We start from the raw sequence: 18,214 nt of genomic DNA on the forward strand, positions 1-18,214 counted from the left end.
GGCATCGTGAGAAAACATCGGGTGGTGCTCCCGCTGCTGATCACTTGCCTGCTGCTGCAAGCCTGCGGTCAGGAGAAATTGAACCACGAGGGAGCGGGTTCCTTTGCCTCCGCGACGGCCGTCGAAGATAGAGTAAGTGACGGGGGGGCAACCGCAGGCGGCTTGCCGGAGGAAGGAGAGTCTGCTGCAGACCTGTCCGACCGGCCGGCAACCAAGGCGGAGCCCGAGCGAGAAGCAGACCACGCGGAGGCAGGAAACGCCTCCGGCCGGACGGCAGGGGGGGCGGAGGGCCGAGGCGCGGCGAATTCCGACGTAGTCGGCCCGAAGACGCTTAACGAGAAGAAGGAGGTCCAAGCACCGTCCGCAGGAGAAAACGGCAGCTCCGCGAACGAATCGGCGAAAACCGAAGCGAAGCCGGCGGGCAAGCCAACCCCTGCCAAACCGAAACCCGCGGCGGCGACGGCTGACGCTGGAGCGAAGTCCGATCCAGTCGACCACTCCGCAGGTAAGCCGGCGAAATCCTCCTCTGCCGGAGACAAGCCGGGGAAGACAGCCCAATCGGGCGTTACTCAAATCGGCTGGTCGGAATTTTTTGACGGTGAGGATCAGACGACGCCATCGGACCGATTCTGGGATCTCAGCGGTTCCACCGTTACGATCAAGGGCTTTATGGGCGAGGTGCTGTCCTTTGATAAAAACTGGTTTCTGCTCATCCCTGAACCCGGGGCAGAATGCCCGTTCGACAACGGGGATGAGACCTATTGGAACAAAATTATGATCGTTTTCGTTCCGGATGACGTAAAGCTTCGCTATAAATCCGAAGCACTGCAGATCACTGGCCGATTGGACGTCGGCATCAAAATCGACGAATCGGGTTACAAGACGATGTTTCGACTGTATGACGCTTCGTTCAAAGAAGTCAAGGAGTGAACCACCATGGGCACCCTTCGCCGTTTTCTCAACTTTGGCGGGGGTGCCTTTTGCATGAAACTGGGGGGATTCCGTTTTTTCGGAAGAGGGCTTACTTACAATCGGGCGGAGTATGGGCCGGTGATTTTTTGCACATTCTAACAGACATCCTGTACATGCGCGTCAAATCGGGCCACCTGGGCGGGTTTTCAAGTTGACACGCCGATAAAAATTATTTAATATGACTAAGTACTAAAAGAGCGTTGCTCAGGAACGAAATTTGATAATACGGGTGATAACATGTCCTACAGACCGAATGTTTCAAATGTAACCAAGGCCGGCAGCAACGAAAATGACGGATTGTACGAGTTTATCGTCAATATGGCCGACGGTACGGCGTGCCGCGTGTTTTACCACCGTAATCCCGAATGGCGGTTAACCAACGTCAGCAGGCTGCAAAAGACACCTTGTCCGGTCTGCCGGAAAGACTTCATTTGCCAATGCATGGAGAAATTTTCGGGTGAAATCAACCGTCAGATGGTAGAAGGACAGTGGCTCGACAAGCTTGCGTCCGAGTAATACGCTTTAGCCAGCTGGCGACGGCAAGCACGGGAAACTTCCCGTGCTTTTTTTCTTGGAGGAAAGCGTCGATTCCAAGCGGAGAGGGGAGCCGGAGCATGCCGAGCAAACCGAAAGACAAGGATGAGCGCGTCGTATTGTTTGACGGCGTATGTCATTTATGCCAAGGAGCGGTCAAATTTATCATCCAAAGGGATCCGGTCGCCCGTTTCCGTTTCGCTTCCCTGCAATCCGAGGCCGGAGCCCGGCTGCTGAAAACGGCGGGCGCGCAGGGGAAGGCACTGGACAGCGTCGTTTTGATCGAACGCGGGACCTGTTATACCCGATCGGCGGCGGCATTACGTATTGCGAGAGGACTTCGTTATCCCTGGCCGCTGCTGTATGCCTTGATCCTCGTACCGCGAGGACTTCGGGACGCGGTGTATCAATTCGTCGCCAAGCATCGTTACGGGTGGTTCGGTAAGGACGAGACCTGCCTGGTGCCGACCCGGGAGCTAAAGGAACGGTTTTTGGAGGATGGGTAGCAGCGAAATTTGGGAAAATGAGCATGTAGGGGGAGGATGGAAGTAGCGTTCCAATCGAATGGCGTCGGATGGCTAGGAGGCAGGACCAAGTGGAAAAAGCACATCTATTTCGAGCGAAAAGTGAAGTTTTGAGGGAATTAGTTGGAAATACCCCACTTATTTTGCCCATTTATAGCCGTTTTCGAGCAAGTTCCCATAACTTAGTTGTAGAAAATCCACTTGGCACCTGCCGATTGTCTAAATGGAACAGATTGAAGTGGAGGATTTCCAATTAGCTTGGCCATTTCCAACTAGTAGAACGATCCGGACACCCTGTCCGCGAAATAGGACTTGCCCAATATCCAAAACTGTGATATTCTTACTGTAAATTTAAGGAATACGGAACGGAAGCACCGTCCATGATCCGATTGTTTATCGGGTTTTGGGCGGTGTTTTTTTGTTTTCGTTCCATTAGGGGAGGGTGGACATGGTTCCGATCAAATTGGCGTTGGCCGTGCAAGAAGAGGAGTATATCGACGCATTATTGCGCTATGTGCATGCGAGCGAGTTTGACCGGCGATTAGTGATAACGGCGTTCAGCCGGAAGGAGGCGTTTGCCCAATATGTGCTGGAATCCGCCGGGGAGGTCGATGCGGCACTGGGTGACGCGGCATTTCTTGAGGCGGTGGATCCATTGAAGCTGCCTGGATTTTGCTGCATCGAACTGGGGGCAGGCGGCGATTCGCAAGTAACGGGCAGCCTTCGTGTCGAGAAGTATCAGCCGCTGCATCAGTTGCTTTCGGCGGTGATCGAGCGGGTCCGGGGAGGCGTGGAGAAGACGGTGCGGACCGGTGGACAGTCGCTGGTCATCGGGGTTTATTCCAGTGTGGGAGGCTGCGGCAAGACGACGGTTGCGCTTCATCTGGCCCGGCAGTTGGCGACGGAAGGGGGAAAGGTGTTTTACCTTAACCTGGAGACGATCGGCAGCGCACTGCCGCTTGCCGGACAGGCCTTGAGGGAGGAGCAATCGGGGCTGGCCCGGCTACTGTACGATCTGAAGGCGGCGGATGACCGGCGGGAACCGCTCCGGTTTCCGATTTCCGCCTACGCCTACAGGCATCCCGTATTACAAGGGGATACGCTGGCCCCTCCTGACAATCTCAACGAGCTCTTGGAGATGGAACGCAAGGATACGGCGGAGTTAATCGACTATATCGCCGGCAGCGGTTTGTATGATTCGGTGGTCGTGGATATGGACTCCTATCCGGACGGTCGTACGGAAGCGGTGTTGGAGCGGGCGGATCGTATCGTTTGGATCGTCACGGACGACTGGGGCGTGATGCGCAAGACCGGGGGATGGCTGGCTCATCTCGAACGCACGCGCCCTTCCTTTTATCGGTCACTCCTGGGGAAAACCCGGTTTGCGCTCAATCGATATACCGGTAAGCGGTCGGTGGACCTGCCGAGACCGGAAATGAATTTACAGGCAACGTTATCTTATATTCCGGCCTGGAATCAAGGCAGCCCCCATGGGGAATTGCTGCACTCCCCGCTTTATCAACGCGACATAACCCGGCTTTGCCGCGAGCTCCATGACGAGGAACCGATTCCGCTGGCGCTGGAGGGATAAGGATGGAGGAAGCGGACTTTGCGGCGCTGCGCGGTGAGATTCGCCAAGGGCTGGACGTCACCTCCGTGCTGAACGACGATCAACTGCTGGACTATATCGAGCGGCGCGTGCTGGAGGATCGGCGGGTAGGCGGGGCAACCGCAGCCGAGAAGCGCAAATGGGTGCGCAGGCTATACGATTCGTTTCGCGGGCTGGATGTGCTTCAACCGCTCGTGGAGGACCGCAGCGTAACGGAAATTATGATTAACAGCCATGAAGAGATTTTCATTGAACGGGAGGGGCAGGTCCGACGGATTTCCGTCCGCTTCGAGTCCAGAGAACGATTGGAGGACATCATCCAAACAATCGTGTCCGGCGTCAATCGGGTGGTGAACGAATCGTCGCCGATCGTTGACGCCCGGCTCCGGGACGGGTCCCGGGTCAATATCGTGCTGCCCCCCGTGGCCTTGAAGGGCCCGACGATGACGATCCGCAAATTCCCGGAACGGCCGCTGACGATGGAGCGGCTGGTCGCGATCGGCTCGCTCAGCGAGGAAGCGGCGGATCTGCTGCAGCGGCTGGTACGAAGCAAATACAACATCTTTATCAGCGGCGGAACGGGCTCCGGGAAAACGACGTTTTTGAACGCTTTGTCCCAGTTCATCCCGCCCGACGAGAGGGTGATCACGATAGAAGACTCCGCCGAGCTGCAGATCGTTACGGTGCCCAATCTGGTTTCGCTCGAAACCCGGAACGCCAATACGGAAGGGAAAGGCGAAATTACCGTCCGCGATCTGATCCGGTCCTCACTGCGGATGCGGCCCAACCGGATCATCGTCGGCGAGGTGCGCGGGCCCGAAGCGCTGGACATGCTGCAGGCGATGAATACCGGACATGACGGCAGTTTGTCGACCGGGCACGCCAACAGCACCGCCGACATGATCAGCCGGTTGGAGACGATGGTGCTAAGCGGAGCCGAACTGCCGCTTCCGGTCGTTCGGAAGCAAATCGCCTCGTCCATCGACCTTTTCGTGCATTTGTCTCGCCTGCGCGACCGTTCGCGCCGGGTGACGGAAATATCCGAGGTCGCCGGTCTGCGGGATGGGGAGGTGGTGCTTCAGCCGCTATTTACGTTCCGGGAAGAAGGGGAGAGGAACGGCCGAATCGTTGGGAGCCTGCAAGGCAGCGGCACGGGGTTAATTCATTTGGACAAGCTGCGCATGGCGGGATTGCATGCCGGCTGATCGCATGAAGGAGGGGGCGGAATGTTGCTGAAAATGCGGGATCATTTGCAGCGGCGCAAGGGTGATCTGTTGTCCGCACAAGATAGGGCTAAGCTGGCGGATTATCGGACGTATCCGTTGTCCCCGCGGCAGAGAATCATTTGCGTGCTGGTTGGAGGAGCGGCTTTCTTTGCTTTGGGGTACATCTTCTTCCGCGTCATCCCGCTGGCGCTGCTGCTTTCGTTATGCGGGGCGTTTACGCCGAAATATTGGAGCGGCTACCTGCTGCGGCGGCGGCGGGAAAACCTCAGCCTGCATTTTAAGCAGGCGCTGTATTCGCTGTCCTCCTCATTGGCTGCCGGCCGGTCGGTGGAGAACGGTTTTCGCGAGGCGATCGACGATTTGAAGCTGCTTTATCCGGACGGGGACAACGATGTCATGCGGGAGCTTGCGATTATTTGCGCCCGCATGGATTACGGGCAGCCGGTCGAGGAAGCCTTGCTGGACTTCGGCCGCCGGGCCGCGCTGGAGGATATCGAGAACTTTGCCGATGTGTTTACCACCTGCAAGCGTTCCGGCGGAGATTTGGTGGAAGTCGTCCGGCGGACCTCGAACCTCATCGGCGAGAAGCTGGAGATCAGCCAGGATATCGGCGTGATGATCGCCCAGAAGCGGTTCGAAGCGAAGGCCATGCTGGCGGCGCCCGTTTTGTTTTTGCTATTTATGCAAATGACTTCACCGGACTATATGCGCCCGCTGCATCATGGAGCCGGATTGTTGATTTCAGGCCTGGCATTGGTGTTATTTGCGGCCTGCGCCTGGCTGATGTTAAAGATCATCGATATTCGGATATAGAGGGGGCGTTCCGGAAATGTACCTGTCGGTTGCGGGATTGCTGTTGATCGTTTTATGCGGCTGCTGGATTTATGCCTACCGGAAATCCCGGTTTCTCTATCGCGGTTATGCCGGATTGACCCTGGAGGGATTAAGGCTTAAGCGCTTCTCGCCGCCGATGCTGCTGTTTTCGGAGCGGATCAAGGTGTCCCAGCGGTTTCCGGGCTTCTTCTTTAAGCTTCAGCGTGCCGTGCAGAAAATCGGCGGCATCCGGCGTACCGGAGAGTTGACGTTGTTGTTGTTGGCAGAAGCGCTAACGTACGGTTATCTGTGCCTTCTCCTCGGTTGCATCATGACGCTGCTGAGCGGCGGCGGTGCCGGCTTGGCGATCGGCGGCCTGCTGGCTGTGCTGATCCCGATCGCGCTGATCAACGACCTTTATCGGAAGGTACAGCGGCGAGAGCAGGCCATCCTGTTGGAGCTGCCGGAGCTGTTGAACAAAATTGTGCTGCTGGTGGGCGCCGGCTCCACGGTTCAGCAGGCGATCAAGCTGTGCCTGGAGCGCAAACGGGAGCAGGCCGGCCATCCGTTATACCGGGAGCTGCTGCAAATGCAGAAGGAATGGGAGGGGGGCGATTCTTTTCAGCAAGCGATGGAAGGGTTCAGCAAACGTTGCGGCATCCAGGAGGTAGCCGCTTTTACGACGGCGGTGCTGTTAAACTACCGTCGCGGCGGGGAAGATTTTGCGCTGGCTCTGCGGGATCTGTCCCGTTCGCTATGGGAGAAGCGCAAAGCAGTCGGCAAAACGCTGGGAGAGCAGGCCTCTTCCAAGCTGGTGTTTCCGATGGTGTTGCTGTTTATGACGGTGCTGATTCTGGTTGGCGCACCCGCGTTTATGATGATGAATTTGTAAATCATGCAGAGGAGGAGTAAAACATGTTAACCGCATTTCGCAAGGAAATCAAAGGGGTTTGGCGCAATGAAGAAGGGCTCGGCATGCTTGAAATGATCTTGATTATCGCGGTCATCGTCATTATCGCCGTGATCTTCCGCGATCAGTTGAAGGAAATCGTCGAGAGCCTGCTCGGGAAAGCCAAGTCGAAAACCGAAAGCTTCATGGATAAGGATTAGGGATGCGGCTGTGGCGGGATCAACGCGGGGGCTTTACGGTGGAAGCTTCACTGGTGCTCCCGATCATTTTTTACACGGTGCTGATTCTCTTGTTCTTCTGTCTCTACCTCTACCAACACGTGCTGTTGGGGCAGGCCGCCTCCGTCGCGGCCGAGCGAACCGCCTATGTCTGGGACAACAGCCATCGGGACGTTCTGTCCGGAGCTTTTGCCGAAGGGGAATACGATTCCCTCTACTGGCGCCTGGAGGAGGATGGTATGCTGCAAGCCATCTTTGGCTGGAGCGGCGCAGGTGGCGCGGTAAGGCTGGATTTGCCCGCAGGGGCGGACGAGGCGGGCCGATCGCTCCCGTTTAAGAAGCTCGGCAGGACGGGAACCGGACTGCCCGGGAGCATCGATGGGGAGATGCGCTACGACAACCGGCTGCTCCTGCGCAAAGTAAGCATTGCTTTGGAGCGGCTGGTCCCGCTGGCGCCGCTCGAGGGCTGGATTGGCGAGTTGAATCAGAACGGGCGCGCGGAGGCCTACGTTGTCGAGCCGGTAGAATGGATCCGCAGCGTCGAACTCGCGCGCTATTACGGCGAGAAATTCCGGAGTGCCGGGGGAATTGGGGGGATGGACAAGCAAGAGGCGAAGGAAGCGCTGAAGCTGTTCGGCAAGTAAGCCGGGAGCCCGGAAAGGAGCGAAGGTATCGGTGTTTCAACGGAAACGTGCGGAGCAAGGGGCCGTTACGGTATTTTTTATCGTGATTTTTGCCGCGGTATTCGCATTTGTCGCCATGTTTATCGATTATTCCCGAATGTTTGCGCTGCAGGCCAAAGCGGAGGTTATGACGCATGCGGCTTCGAGGTCCGTCCTGTCCGCTTACGACCGGGAGCTGGCCGAACGTTACGGTTTGTTTGCGTATGGGCAAACCGATGGGAGCTACATCATGTCGAAGGTGCTTCAGGATCAGTTCGAACTTGTCCGGCAAAACGAGGGATTGCCTTTGCTGGGAGCTCAATTGGATTCCTCCTCCGTCGAATTGCTGCGTCCTATAGGAACCTATGCGGTGTTCGAACAGCAAATTCGCGAACAAATGAAATACCGGGCGCCGATCGATGTCGCCATCGAGCTGTTGAATCGGTTCAAACCGATGGCCCAAGTCATGAAGGAAGCTTCGAATACGGTGGACTTGCTGGGGAAATTGCAGAAGCTGTACGACCAAAGGGAGGCCAAGCTGGACGAGCTCCTGGAGAAGCAGCGGCAAGCGGCCCAAACGGTGGAGCCGTACGCGAAAGTCCTGTCGGGGGGCGGCGGTAGGGGCAGCGGCGAGGCTTGGAACGGCAGCATTTCCACGCTGGCCGATGCCGCGGCCGAATATCCCGATTATGTAAGCAAAGTCGAGGCGGATGCGGGCAAAGAACCCGAGGATCGGATGTATGCGGCGGAAATCAGCCGCTACCGTTCCGCAACCGGGGCGCGGTTTGCCGAACTGGACCGCGATCAACTTAACGCGGAGCAGAAGCATGCGTCAAACCTGCCGCAGGCGCAGGCTCTGCTTGAGGAAGCGCGACGGATCAATGAGCAAATGCGGCAAACGATCGAGGAGGCGGAGCGGCGCCCGGCGCAGGCGGGCTATGACGAAGTGTCCGCCGGGAGGAGTACCCAAGGCGGCAGCGCCGATCCGGCCGGCGAAGGCGGCGTGATCGCCGATATCCGGGCGCAGGCAGGCTCCCTTCTGCTATCCGAGGAGACGTTTGCCGGCCTGGCCGCGGATATCGATCGGCAGGCGGCGGCATTCGCCGGACTCCGCAGTGCCGGAAGCCCTTTGCTTGCACAAGCCGGATCTGTGATAACGGCAACGGCATCGTCTGCTTCTTTCGCTTCGAGCGTCAGCAGCGCCGCCCGGGCATGCGACGCCTATCTGCGGCAGTTTGTCGACCCGGGTCCGGGCAATGTCTTGGAGGCGAGCGCCCGTCGGCTGGAAAGCCACCGGTCTTCCGACAAGGAGCGGAAGGCTGCGGAACAAGCGGCTAGCGCCAAGCTGAAAGATGCAGCCGGCTGGATAAGGAAGATTGAACAGCTCAAAATCGGGCTGAAAGAACATCAAGCGCAATTCGATCAACTGGAGGCGATCATGGAAGCCAATCGTTCCTTAAACCGTTCGGCTTCCGGCGAGGAGTTTGCCGCGGCGGCTTTGAACGACGTTCCGAGCGAGGCGGGACGGGCATCCATGGCAAGCATGGACGGCTTATACGGCGGTTTGGCGGGGCTGATGGGAGGCATGTCGGATTCCGTATATCAAACGGAATATATTGCGAGCTATTTTCGCTTCCTGGATGTCAGCGTCCTGAACGGCTTGCTTGAAGGCGGAGTCCAATCGGACGAACCGGAGGCGATTCGCGGGCAATTGGCTCCGGAGCGCCAAGAGATCGAGTACATTTTGTACGGCATGCACAATCCGGGAGGGAATATCGCCGCAGCGTTTGGGGAGATATTTGCCATGCGGCTGGCGATTCGAACCATGGAGGGCTTCGGCAAAAACGCGGGCAAAGGGAATCCGCTGCTGGTCTTCGCTTCGGCGCTGCTATACGGAGTGCAGCATGCGCTGCAGGATATGGTTGCATTGACCCGGGACGGGAAAATCCAGTTGAGCGCCTACCTTAAGGTCGATCTGACCTACCGGGATCATCTCCGGTTGTTTTTACTGCTGCATGGCCGCAGCGAAAATCGGTTGTCACGAATGCTGGCCGTCATCGCGATGAACACCGGGATCGATCCGGCGGAGCGGGCCACTTATGTCAAAGGGAAGGTGACGGTGGCGATGCCGCTATGGTTTTTGCCCGGAGTTTGCAAAGCGCTGGGGAAAGCCGGCGTGTTGAAAGGAAACGTGGAAGGAAGCCGGTATTATGTTGCCAAGCAAGCGGACTTTTCCTATTGAGAGGTCAAAGCCGCGTCGTTCTCGGGGGAAGGAATCGGAAGGAAGCATCACCCTGGAGGCCGCCCTGATCGCTCCCGTATTCGTGCTGGTCGTGTTCTGGTTTATTTTCCTCGTCCATATGACACTGCTCTCCGGACAACTGCACGCGGCGGCGGCAAATGCCGCCAAACAGATCTCCGCGCACATTTATCCGGTGGCCCTGGCGGTTGCGGAACAGGGCAACGGGCAGCAAGAAATACCGACTCCGGCAGGAGGGACGGGGCAAGGGAATCCGGCGGGGATGGCTACGGAAGGCTCCGGCAAGGGGACCGCATCGGGAAACGGCCCGTTTACCTGGCGGATGCCATCCCTATCGCTGGAGGATTGGGCGGGGCAATATGCGGCAAACCTGCCGGAACCTCTGTCAACCTGGGTGACGAAAGCGGCGCGCAAAGGCGACGAACCGCTGCAGGAGCTAAGGGCTAGTGCGGCGCAGGCCGTGTTGGACCCGCTTGTCAAACCGATGCTGCACCCTTTTCTGCAGGGAACCTTGCTGGAAGAAGAGCGCTTGCACGTCAGCCGTGTGACGGTCCCGGACTTGAAGACGGGCAAGCAGCCTTATTTCGGGCTCGAGGTGAGTTACGAGCTGCCGCTGAAGGTTCCGTTTACCGGACGGCGGATGGTGCTGCAAGCGAGAGCGGAGGAGCGGCTTTGGATCGGCGATACCGGTGAGCTGGATCCGGGGGACGGAAGCGGGGAAGGGCAAACGGGGCAAGCGCCGGTCGTCCTCGCCAAGCCTGATCCGGCGTACGCCGGACACCGGGCTAGCATTTTGGCTCAGGTTGCCCCGGGGACAACCGCCAAGCTGACCGTTTATTACAAAAGCGGGGTCAGCCAGGCGAAGTATTTGGGGGAAGCGACCGCGGACGATCAAGGCAGGATCTCCTGGACGTGGCTGGTCGGCGGAAACACCACGCCGGGGACGTGGAGTTTCGTGATCGAAACGGAGGAAGGCTTGCGTACGACGGACGTGTTCGAGGTAGCAAGCCCGCATTCGAAATAGGAAAGGAAGTGCGGAGGATTCATGATCGAGGTCTGGGGTTGTTTTCTCATGCTGCTTGCGGCTTTCGTTACGGATCTAAGAACGATGAAAATTCCTAATATCATCACGGTCACGGGGATTTGCTCCGGATTGTCCTATCACTTGTTGACGGAAGGATGGAAAGGGGCATGGTTCGCGGCGGGTGGGGCGGCGGCCGGCTTTGGACTGATGTTTGCACTGTATTTGCTGCGTGCGGTCGGAGGCGGCGATGTGAAGCTGTTTGCGGGAATTGGGGCCTGGACGGGCATCGCTTTGACCTTATCGACGATGATGTACTCGATTTTGGCCGCGGGGTGTATCGGGCTGGTCCTCTTGATTTGCCGCCGCGAGACCGGGCTTCGTCTCCGGCGGATCGCTGGCGGTGTCCTTGGGGCGGCTGCGCTGCGCAGTTTGGGCCCGCTTCGGTCGACGGGCAACGGCCAGCTTCAGTTTCCGTTCATGTTGGCGGTGCTGCCGGGAATTATACTGGCGGTTTACTATATGTAATGAGCGAGGAGGGGCGTATCATGCCGGAGCTGGTTGCCGATTTTGTCAGGGACGGCGGAACCTACATGATTCTTGAGGCCAAGGAGGGGCTGCGGTCCGAACATCTGAACCGCGTCCAGCGTTCCATGTTGGCTGCGGTAACGGTGCCGAACCTGCTGCGGCTCGATATCCGAGAGATCGATTATCGGGTCAGCCTGCATTACGACATCACCGGAAAAAGAATGCTCTCCCAATGCCTGCGCAGCGACAAAATCGGCATGCCGGAGTTTTACGGTTTGCTGCTTCAGGTCGTTGCCGTGCTCGAGGATAGCAAGAGGTATATGTTGTCGCCATCCGGTTTTTTGCTGGATGAGGCGCATATCTTTGTGGAGGAGCCGCTATCCAGCGGGGCGATGTATTTTACATACGTCCCCTGGAAGGAGTCGCCGGCCGCTCCTCCGTTGTCCCAGGCCTTGCTGGCGCTGATGACTCGGCTGCTGACCTGCGTCTCCCGGGTCGAGGGGGACGGGATCCCGCAGTTGGTCCGGTTATGCGGGGATGAGCTGTTTTCTTTGGGAGAGCTAAAAAAAATGCTGCTGCGTCTGCTGTCGGACGGCTCGGATGCCGAGCCGGAGCTCCATGCTGCGGCAAGGGGGACGAAGCCGGCCGGGAGCGGGAACGATTCGATCCCACAACGCTCGGAGCCATCGCGGCAGCCCCCTCGTTCCGCCGTCGTCAGGGAGTACTTGCCGGAACGGGAGGCGGCAGAGCCGGGGGGCTTGGGGTGGTCCGGTTCCGCCATGGCCGATGCCAACGCAACCCGGGAGGAGTGGCCAGGGCTCGACGAAGAGACGGTACCGAACGAAACGGCGCTACGACCGACCTACCTTGTGCTGGGCATTCTTCTTGTGGATGCTTTATGCTGGAAGCTGCTTTACTTTGATCGCCCCGGAACATTGGGGTTGTCGTTATGCGTTGTGACTACCGCACTCTTGGGAACTGCCGGATTTGCGCTCTGGCGCAAGCTTCGGAGCCCTGCTGACATGGCGGAGGAAGCGGGCGGAGCCATGGCGGAGGAGGCACCGGCGGGGCTGACGGGAATATCCGGTCTTTTGGGCTTATCGACGGAACGGCATTCGGGACCATCGTTCGCCGGCAGAAATCGCGAAGTTTCGGGGCATTCCGCGTTCCCGTCCGGAAGGTCGTTTCAAGAACCGGAGTTCCCGGAACCGGCGGGGGCATCCAGGGAGCCTTTTGCACATCTGCCGGAGCTCTCCGGCGGGAAGCTGGAATCGGCCGCAGCCGAAGGCGTGCCCGATCCCGAGCGGGTGTTGTCGCCGCCTACGGTGCTGCTGAGCCGGCCCATGCAACAAAGGCAGGACCCTCCGCCCAGCGAACGCCCTCCGCGTTTTTATTTAGAGCGGTACAAGGCCGCTGGCGGCGAGCTTGAACGGATTCCGCTGACTCCAGGCAGCTTCGTGATCGGCCGTTCCGAGGAGCTTGTTCAATATGTCGAGAACACCGCAGGCGTTTCCCGTGCCCATGTGGAAATTTTGGTGACAGTGCACGGCTGTACGCTGAAGGATCTCGGCTCCAAAAACGGAACCTTGCTTAACGGGGAAAGCGTGGCGCCCTACAAAGAATATCCGCTGCAAGCGGACGATGTATTTGTCTTGGCGGATACGAACTTTAAATTCGGTGCGGAAGCGGCTTGACTCGCAAGAATTAGGGAGCTTTCGCCGACAGGGGTCCAATCCTCAACAATCAATTTGAAATGAATCGTAGATTCTTGACGGAAAAGCGGGTATAATGAACGAGAATGATTCTCAATTACATAGAATAGCGCTCTTATCCGCTGCAAAATTGATTAAAGGATGGTTCTCGACATGTCGGCAATAACCCAATCTACCAAACCGCGCTTGCGTTCCCGCCCGCTTGCGGCAACTTTGATTTTGTTCGGCGGCGCGGCGCTCCTGCTGTTCGCCATTGGTCTCTCGATTTCCGTCGGGGCGGCAGATATTAAACTCTCCACCGTCTGGGATGCTTTGTTCCACTTTCAGGCGGAGCAAACCCAGCATCAAATCATCATGGAACTGCGGCTCCCGCGCGCTCTGGCGGCTGCATTGATCGGCGCGGCGCTGGCGGTGGCCGGGGCGATCATGCAGGGGATGACCCGCAACCCGATGGCCGATTCCGGCTTGTTGGGACTCAACTCCGGCGCCGGTCTGGCGCTGGCCATTTGCTTCGCTTTGATGCCGGGTACCTCGTTCCTGCTTACGATGTTTTATTCGTTTATCGGAGCGGGACTCGGTGCCGGATTGGTGTTCGGCATCGGCTCCATGACCAAGGGAGGCATGTCCCCGGTACGACTAACGTTGGCAGGCGCGGCCGTCAGCATGCTGCTCACCGCGATCAGCGAAGGGATCGCGATTTATTTTAAGATCGGACAGGATCTTGCTTTCTGGTACGCCGGCGCGATCGCCGGCGCCAACTGGCTGCAAATCAAGCTGGTCTCGCCCTGGGTATTCGCGGGATTGTTCTGCGCCCTGCTGTTGTCCAAATCGATTACCCTGCTGAGCCTCGGCGAAGAGGTGGCGACCGGCTTGGGCCAAAGAACGCGCTTGATCAAGACGATTGGCATGATCATCGTATTGATTCTTGCCGGCAGCGCCGTTTCGATCGTCGGAGCCATCGGATTCGTCGGCTTGATGGTTCCGCACGTTGCCCGTTTTCTCGTCGGCGTCGATTACCGCTGGGTAATCCCGTCTTCGGCTCTGCTTGGCAGCTTGCTGATGGTGTTTGCGGATATTTTGGCGCGGATGGTCCATCCGCCGCATGAAACGCCGATCGGCGCTTTGATCGCCGTCATCGGGGTACCGTTCTTCCTCTACCTCGCCATGAAGCAGAAGGGGGGATTGGAATGAATCGCATCGAAACCCCGCTGCACTTGCGGCAAAAAGCCCGTAAGGCTTATCTCGTGATGAGCGTGTTCGCCCTGTTGATTGTCGCGGTATTCATCTTTAGCATGAATACCGGATTTATCCGGCTTTCGCCGCTTGACGTATTCAAGACGCTGGTTGGCTACGGAACGGAAAAGCAAGAGCTGATCCTGTTCGATTTCCGGTTGCCGCGCATCGTGATTTCCGTGCTGATCGGGATGGGGATGGCGGTTGCCGGCTGTATCTTCCAAGGCATCTCACGCAATCCGCTGGCCGATCCCGGCGTGCTGGGCATCAATGCCGGAGCAGGACTTGCGGTAACGTTATTCATTTCGTTCTATCCGACTACGGCCAGCGCCCCCGTCTTCTTGATGCCGGTATTGGCGCTGCTTGGAGCGGCCGGGGCGGCGGCCTTGATTTATGTGCTTTCCTTCAAAAAAAATCACGGCTTGCTCCCGATCCGGATGGTGCTGGTCGGGATCGCCGTAGCCGCTGGCATCAACGCAGCGATGATCGTGCTGCAGCTCCGGCTCCGCCCGGAGAACTTCCAGATGCTGCAGATCTGGCTGGTCGGCAGCATTTGGGGCACGTCATGGAAGTATGTGCTGGCGCTGCTGCCTTGGTTGATCGTGTTGCTGCCTTACGTGTTTCTGAAGGCCCGCGCGCTCAATGTGCTCAACCTGGGCGAACAGACCGCGACCGGTCTCGGCACCCCGCTGGAGCGTTCCCGTCTTGGGCTTCTGGCGGCTGCGGTTGGTTTGACCGGCTCCTGCGTCGCGGTGGGCGGCGGCATCTCTTTCGTCGGGCTGATCGCGCCGCATCTGGCCCGCCGGTTGGTCGGACCCAAGCATGAGTACTTGCTTCCGGCCTCCGCGCTGGCCGGTGGTTTGCTCGTCATTCTGGGCGACACGCTGGGCCGCTGGGTGCTGCAGCCGGCCGAGATCCCGACGGGGATCGTCGTGGCGATCATCGGCGCGCCGTATTTCCTGTATTTGCTGACGAAGTCCCGAGTGTAGGTTTCGGGCAAGGGCCGGATTCATAACGACGGCCCGGAGACTGGGAAATCCAGCACTCCGGGCCGTTTTTGAATTTGTTTAGATATCAGGGCAGAAAGTATCAACTTCGGGGCATTGGCACCCTGATCCCGCAAGAAAAACATCCGCGAAACGCGGCCTGTCTACTTTGAAGGTATGTCGATAGACGCTTTTCTTATGTTTTAATCAGGTCGGCGACCGCCGATTCCAAATCGGGGAAAGCGAAGGCAACCCCCGCATCAAGCGCGGCTTGGGGGACGACCTTCTGCCCGGCGAGCAGCAGCAGCGACATCTCGCCCAGCGCGGTTCGAAGCACCGCTGCCGGCAGCGGCAGCCAGAAGGGACGGTGATGCACGCTGCATACGGTGCGGCCGAATTCAAGGTTCGTCACCGGCTGCGGACTGACCGCGTTTACCGGGCCGCGAACTTCCGGATGAGCCGCACCGTAATCGATCAGCCTTACCATATCCCGGATATGAATCCACGGGACCCATTGCTTGCCGCTGCCGATGCTGCCGCCGATGCCTAGCAAATAGGGGAGGCGCATCAACGGATACGCACCGCCGTCTAGCCCCAGCACGACCCCGGTGCGCAGCTTGACCAAGCGGACTCCGCAGAACTCCCGGTCGGCGGTCTCCTCCCAGGCCTTCGTCACCTCGGCTAGAAAATCGGAGGGAGGGGACGGGAGCGCCGAGCCCTCGTCAAATATTTCCGTGAACGAGGTGCCGTAGATGCCAACCGCCGAGCTTTGCAAGACTACCTCGGGTTTCCGGTTCATCCGCTCAACGGCGCGGGCAACCGCCCGGGTGGATTCCAGGCGGGATTCCAGAATCCGCCGTTTGGCCGGCTTCGACCACCGCTGATTCAGTGTAGCACCGGCCAGATTCACGATTGTCGAGGCGCCTTCCAGCAAGGAGGGTTTCGTCTCCAGATCAGCCCACGTTACGGATGTCAATAGAGCCTCGGAAGCTGCCGCTTCTCGGAGCCAGCGTTTTCTCCCGTTAGCCCCCCGCGTGACGATCATCACCTCGTGTCCTTGGCTCAGCCAAAACTCAGCCAGCGCCCGGCCGATAAACCCCGATCCCCCGAAGATGGCCGCCTTCATGCGTCTGATCCCTCCTTTACGCAAAACATCCGGCCGCCTGGTGCAAGACAAGGAACCGGATGTCGTTTCGCGCGAATTTACTTATTCATTAAATGCCGGTAAGGCCGGTAATCGATCTGGTTCTTCTCCAGAAACTTGACGAGGAACTTGTTGTCGCGTTTCGGCGTGGCTACGATATAACCTCGGATGCAGTGTTCCTGCGTGACTTCGGAAGCCTTCTCCTGCAGCGCGATTTTGCCGATCTCCGCCGCGATCGAATGCTTGGCGATATCCCGGAAAGGCCCCGGTACGGGTTCAACCAGTCGGTCGAGGAACGCTTTGGCTTCGTCCGTCCAGAGATGGCGGCTTTGCTCGACCCAATGGTTCTGCCAGTCCAGCTTCGACATGCCGTCCGCCTTCGGGAGCACCTTCAAAAATTTGCGAAACATAAAGAAGCCGCCAATCGCCATCATCCCAAGCAGCACGAAGCCCCAGAATGCAATGCTGTTCATAAACCAGCGATTTGGGCCTTGGGCGGTCAGTATGTAAACGATAGATTGCAGCACGATTCATCACCTCGGAACGGATTTCGCTTTTCGCTTCAAATTCAGCTATCATAATAGTAGAAATTGAATCTTTCAAAACTGAGATAATCTGCTCAAATTATACCTTATTTCTTTATTTATTTCAGCATTCAAGCTAAAATAGGTTTGTTTAGCGATTTAATGTCCAAAAGGGGGAAAACACGTTGCTGAAAATTGGTTCCCACGTATCGTTCTCGGACAAAGGCTTGCTCAGCGCCACGGCCGAGGCGGCCACATACGGCTCCAGCTCCTTCATGATATACACCGGGGCACCGCAAAATACGCGGCGTAAACCGATCGAATCGATGAATATTGAAGAAGGCAAAGCGGCGATGGAGCAGGCCGGTATCGGCGAAATCGTCGTCCATGCGCCTTACATTATCAATCTGGGTTCTTACAAATCGAACACCTACCAGCTTGCCGTCGACTTCCTGCAGGAGGAAATCCGCCGCACCCACGCGCTTGGCGTGCGCAATATCGTGCTTCATCCCGGCGCTTTTACGGACAAGGATGCCGAGTACGGGGTGAACCGCATTGCGGAAGGACTTAACGAAGTCCTGAACGGAACGGGGGAAACCGACGTTTGCATCGCGCTGGAAACGATGGCCGGCAAAGGGACGGAAATCGGCCGCAGCTTCGAGGAAATCGCGCAAATTATCGATAAAGTCCAACATAACGAGCGGCTGACCATCTGCCTCGATACCTGTCACATTCATGATGCGGGGTATGACATCGTTCATGATCTGGACGGCGTCCTGAAGAAATTCGACGACACGATCGGGTTGAAGCGGATTGAAGTCGTTCATATCAATGACAGCAAAAACCCGGTAGGCGCGGCTAAAGACCGCCATACGCCGATCGGCTCCGGTTGGATCGGATTCGATGCGATCCACCGCGTCGTCCATCACGAGGGATTGCAGGGCCGGCCGTTCATTCTGGAGACGCCTTGGGTCGGGAAGGATGCGAAAACCCAACGTCCGATGTATGAAGTGGAAATCGCGCTGCTGCGCGGGAACGTCGGCGAGCGGTTCGGCGATGCGTTCCTAAGCGACGTGGAGCGCCTGTCCGACTTTTTCGCCAAGCAGGACATCGGGTCCCGCTCCTTCGTGCTGGATACGTGGACGATACTCAAGAACGATGCCAAAGCCAAAAAAGCCGATCCGCGCGAGCCGATGGAGCGGCTGTACGACCTCGCGACGGAAGCCGGCCTGTTCCCGGAGCTTACGGAAGAGCAGGTGAACCAGCGCATCGTTGCCTGGTTCGCCGGCGCGGCTAAATAACGAAGACATCATTTGCGGCAAGGGGAATGGACAAACA

At 58.0% G+C, this 18,214-nt stretch carries 18 protein-coding genes; 16 read left to right on the plus strand and 2 right to left on the minus strand.

What is annotated here, in order from left to right:
- Positions 1-6 precede the first annotated feature (6 nt).
- The 15 genes from ACZF99_RS06195 to ACZF99_RS06265 all read left to right on the plus strand — a co-directional run bounded on the left by ACZF99_RS06195 (position 7) and on the right by ACZF99_RS06265 (position 15,211).
- Positions 7-930, plus strand: a complete 924-nt coding sequence (locus ACZF99_RS06195) for a hypothetical protein (RefSeq protein ID WP_483609972.1) — start codon at positions 7-9, stop codon at positions 928-930.
- A gap of 279 nt (positions 931-1,209) precedes the next feature.
- The gene (locus ACZF99_RS06200; protein ID WP_483609974.1) at positions 1,210-1,488 is read left to right on the plus strand and encodes a hypothetical protein; all 279 of its coding nucleotides are present in this window, start codon (positions 1,210-1,212) and stop codon (positions 1,486-1,488) included.
- Positions 1,489-1,586: 98 nt separating this feature from the next.
- Positions 1,587-2,012: a thiol-disulfide oxidoreductase DCC family protein gene (locus ACZF99_RS06205; RefSeq protein WP_483609976.1), complete on the plus strand. Its 426-nt coding sequence runs from the start codon at positions 1,587-1,589 to the stop codon at positions 2,010-2,012.
- Between the two features lie 466 nt (positions 2,013-2,478).
- Positions 2,479-3,621, plus strand: a complete 1,143-nt coding sequence (locus tag ACZF99_RS06210) for a nucleotide-binding protein (protein WP_483609978.1) — start codon at positions 2,479-2,481, stop codon at positions 3,619-3,621.
- 2 nt (positions 3,622-3,623) lie between these two features.
- A complete protein-coding gene (locus tag ACZF99_RS06215; protein ID WP_483609980.1) occupies positions 3,624-4,844 on the plus strand; it encodes a TadA family conjugal transfer-associated ATPase in 1,221 nt (406 codons plus the stop codon).
- Positions 4,845-4,865: 21 nt separating this feature from the next.
- Positions 4,866-5,678, plus strand: coding sequence for a type II secretion system F family protein (locus ACZF99_RS06220; RefSeq protein WP_483609982.1), 813 nt, complete (start codon positions 4,866-4,868; stop codon positions 5,676-5,678).
- Positions 5,679-5,694: 16 nt separating this feature from the next.
- Positions 5,695-6,570: a type II secretion system F family protein gene (locus ACZF99_RS06225; protein ID WP_483609984.1), complete on the plus strand. Its 876-nt coding sequence runs from the start codon at positions 5,695-5,697 to the stop codon at positions 6,568-6,570.
- Between the two features lie 23 nt (positions 6,571-6,593).
- A complete protein-coding gene (locus ACZF99_RS06230) occupies positions 6,594-6,788 on the plus strand; it encodes a Flp1 family type IVb pilin (protein WP_483609986.1) in 195 nt (64 codons plus the stop codon).
- Between the two features lie 2 nt (positions 6,789-6,790).
- Positions 6,791-7,450 carry a TadE/TadG family type IV pilus assembly protein gene (locus ACZF99_RS06235; protein ID WP_483609988.1) on the plus strand — a complete coding sequence of 220 codons (660 nt, stop codon included), beginning with the start codon at positions 6,791-6,793 and terminating at the stop codon, positions 7,448-7,450.
- A gap of 31 nt (positions 7,451-7,481) precedes the next feature.
- A complete protein-coding gene (locus tag ACZF99_RS06240; RefSeq protein ID WP_483609990.1) occupies positions 7,482-9,710 on the plus strand; it encodes a TadE/TadG family type IV pilus assembly protein in 2,229 nt (742 codons plus the stop codon).
- A complete protein-coding gene (locus ACZF99_RS06245; protein ID WP_483609992.1) occupies positions 9,679-10,752 on the plus strand; it encodes a pilus assembly protein in 1,074 nt (357 codons plus the stop codon). The genes ACZF99_RS06240 and ACZF99_RS06245 overlap by 32 nt, the downstream gene beginning before the upstream one ends.
- Positions 10,753-10,773: 21 nt before the next feature.
- Positions 10,774-11,277, plus strand: a complete 504-nt coding sequence (locus ACZF99_RS06250; RefSeq protein WP_483609994.1) for an A24 family peptidase — start codon at positions 10,774-10,776, stop codon at positions 11,275-11,277.
- 20 nt (positions 11,278-11,297) lie between these two features.
- Positions 11,298-12,971 carry a DUF6382 domain-containing protein gene (locus ACZF99_RS06255; protein WP_483609996.1) on the plus strand — a complete coding sequence of 558 codons (1,674 nt, stop codon included), beginning with the start codon at positions 11,298-11,300 and terminating at the stop codon, positions 12,969-12,971.
- Positions 12,972-13,142: 171 nt separating this feature from the next.
- Positions 13,143-14,180, plus strand: a complete 1,038-nt coding sequence (locus tag ACZF99_RS06260) for a FecCD family ABC transporter permease (RefSeq protein WP_483609998.1) — start codon at positions 13,143-13,145, stop codon at positions 14,178-14,180.
- Positions 14,177-15,211, plus strand: coding sequence for a FecCD family ABC transporter permease (locus tag ACZF99_RS06265; RefSeq protein WP_483610000.1), 1,035 nt, complete (start codon positions 14,177-14,179; stop codon positions 15,209-15,211). The genes ACZF99_RS06260 and ACZF99_RS06265 overlap by 4 nt, the downstream gene beginning before the upstream one ends.
- 193 nt (positions 15,212-15,404) lie before the next feature.
- Here ACZF99_RS06265 and ACZF99_RS06270 read toward each other — a convergent pair whose 3' ends face one another.
- Positions 15,405-16,334, minus strand: a complete 930-nt coding sequence (locus ACZF99_RS06270; RefSeq protein ID WP_483610002.1) for a TIGR01777 family oxidoreductase — start codon at positions 16,332-16,334, stop codon at positions 15,405-15,407.
- 77 nt (positions 16,335-16,411) lie between these two features.
- Positions 16,412-16,825, minus strand: a complete 414-nt coding sequence (locus ACZF99_RS06275) for a DUF2621 domain-containing protein (protein ID WP_410055666.1) — start codon at positions 16,823-16,825, stop codon at positions 16,412-16,414.
- A gap of 236 nt (positions 16,826-17,061) precedes the next feature.
- Between ACZF99_RS06275 and ACZF99_RS06280 the strand changes: the two genes are divergently transcribed.
- Positions 17,062-18,177, plus strand: a complete 1,116-nt coding sequence (locus ACZF99_RS06280) for a deoxyribonuclease IV (RefSeq protein ID WP_483610004.1) — start codon at positions 17,062-17,064, stop codon at positions 18,175-18,177.
- The last annotated feature ends 37 nt before the right edge of the window (positions 18,178-18,214 follow it).

The sequence above is a fragment of the Paenibacillus sp. JL3B1040 genome (assembly GCF_057063165.1).

Bases quoted from the DNA above. Each gene is read 5' to 3' on its own strand.
- ACZF99_RS06200 (WP_483609974.1), top strand. From the start codon at position 1,210: ATGTCCTACAGACCGAATGTTTCAAATGTAACCAAGGCCGGCAGCAAC.
- ACZF99_RS06205 (WP_483609976.1), top strand. From the start codon at position 1,587: ATGCCGAGCAAACCGAAAGACAAGGATGAGCGCGTCGTATTGTTTGAC.
- ACZF99_RS06210 (WP_483609978.1), top strand. From the start codon at position 2,479: ATGGTTCCGATCAAATTGGCGTTGGCCGTGCAAGAAGAGGAGTATATC.
- ACZF99_RS06215 (WP_483609980.1), top strand. From the start codon at position 3,624: ATGGAGGAAGCGGACTTTGCGGCGCTGCGCGGTGAGATTCGCCAAGGG.
- ACZF99_RS06220 (WP_483609982.1), top strand. From the start codon at position 4,866: ATGTTGCTGAAAATGCGGGATCATTTGCAGCGGCGCAAGGGTGATCTG.
- ACZF99_RS06225 (WP_483609984.1), top strand. From the start codon at position 5,695: ATGTACCTGTCGGTTGCGGGATTGCTGTTGATCGTTTTATGCGGCTGC.
- ACZF99_RS06230 (WP_483609986.1), top strand. From the start codon at position 6,594: ATGTTAACCGCATTTCGCAAGGAAATCAAAGGGGTTTGGCGCAATGAA.
- ACZF99_RS06235 (WP_483609988.1), top strand. From the start codon at position 6,791: ATGCGGCTGTGGCGGGATCAACGCGGGGGCTTTACGGTGGAAGCTTCA.
- ACZF99_RS06245 (WP_483609992.1), top strand. From the start codon at position 9,679: ATGTTGCCAAGCAAGCGGACTTTTCCTATTGAGAGGTCAAAGCCGCGT.
- ACZF99_RS06250 (WP_483609994.1), top strand. From the start codon at position 10,774: ATGATCGAGGTCTGGGGTTGTTTTCTCATGCTGCTTGCGGCTTTCGTT.
- ACZF99_RS06255 (WP_483609996.1), top strand. From the start codon at position 11,298: ATGCCGGAGCTGGTTGCCGATTTTGTCAGGGACGGCGGAACCTACATG.
- ACZF99_RS06260 (WP_483609998.1), top strand. From the start codon at position 13,143: ATGTCGGCAATAACCCAATCTACCAAACCGCGCTTGCGTTCCCGCCCG.
- ACZF99_RS06265 (WP_483610000.1), top strand. From the start codon at position 14,177: ATGAATCGCATCGAAACCCCGCTGCACTTGCGGCAAAAAGCCCGTAAG.
- ACZF99_RS06270 (WP_483610002.1), bottom strand. From the start codon at position 16,334: ATGAAGGCGGCCATCTTCGGGGGATCGGGGTTTATCGGCCGGGCGCTG.
- ACZF99_RS06275 (WP_410055666.1), bottom strand. From the start codon at position 16,825: ATGAACAGCATTGCATTCTGGGGCTTCGTGCTGCTTGGGATGATGGCG.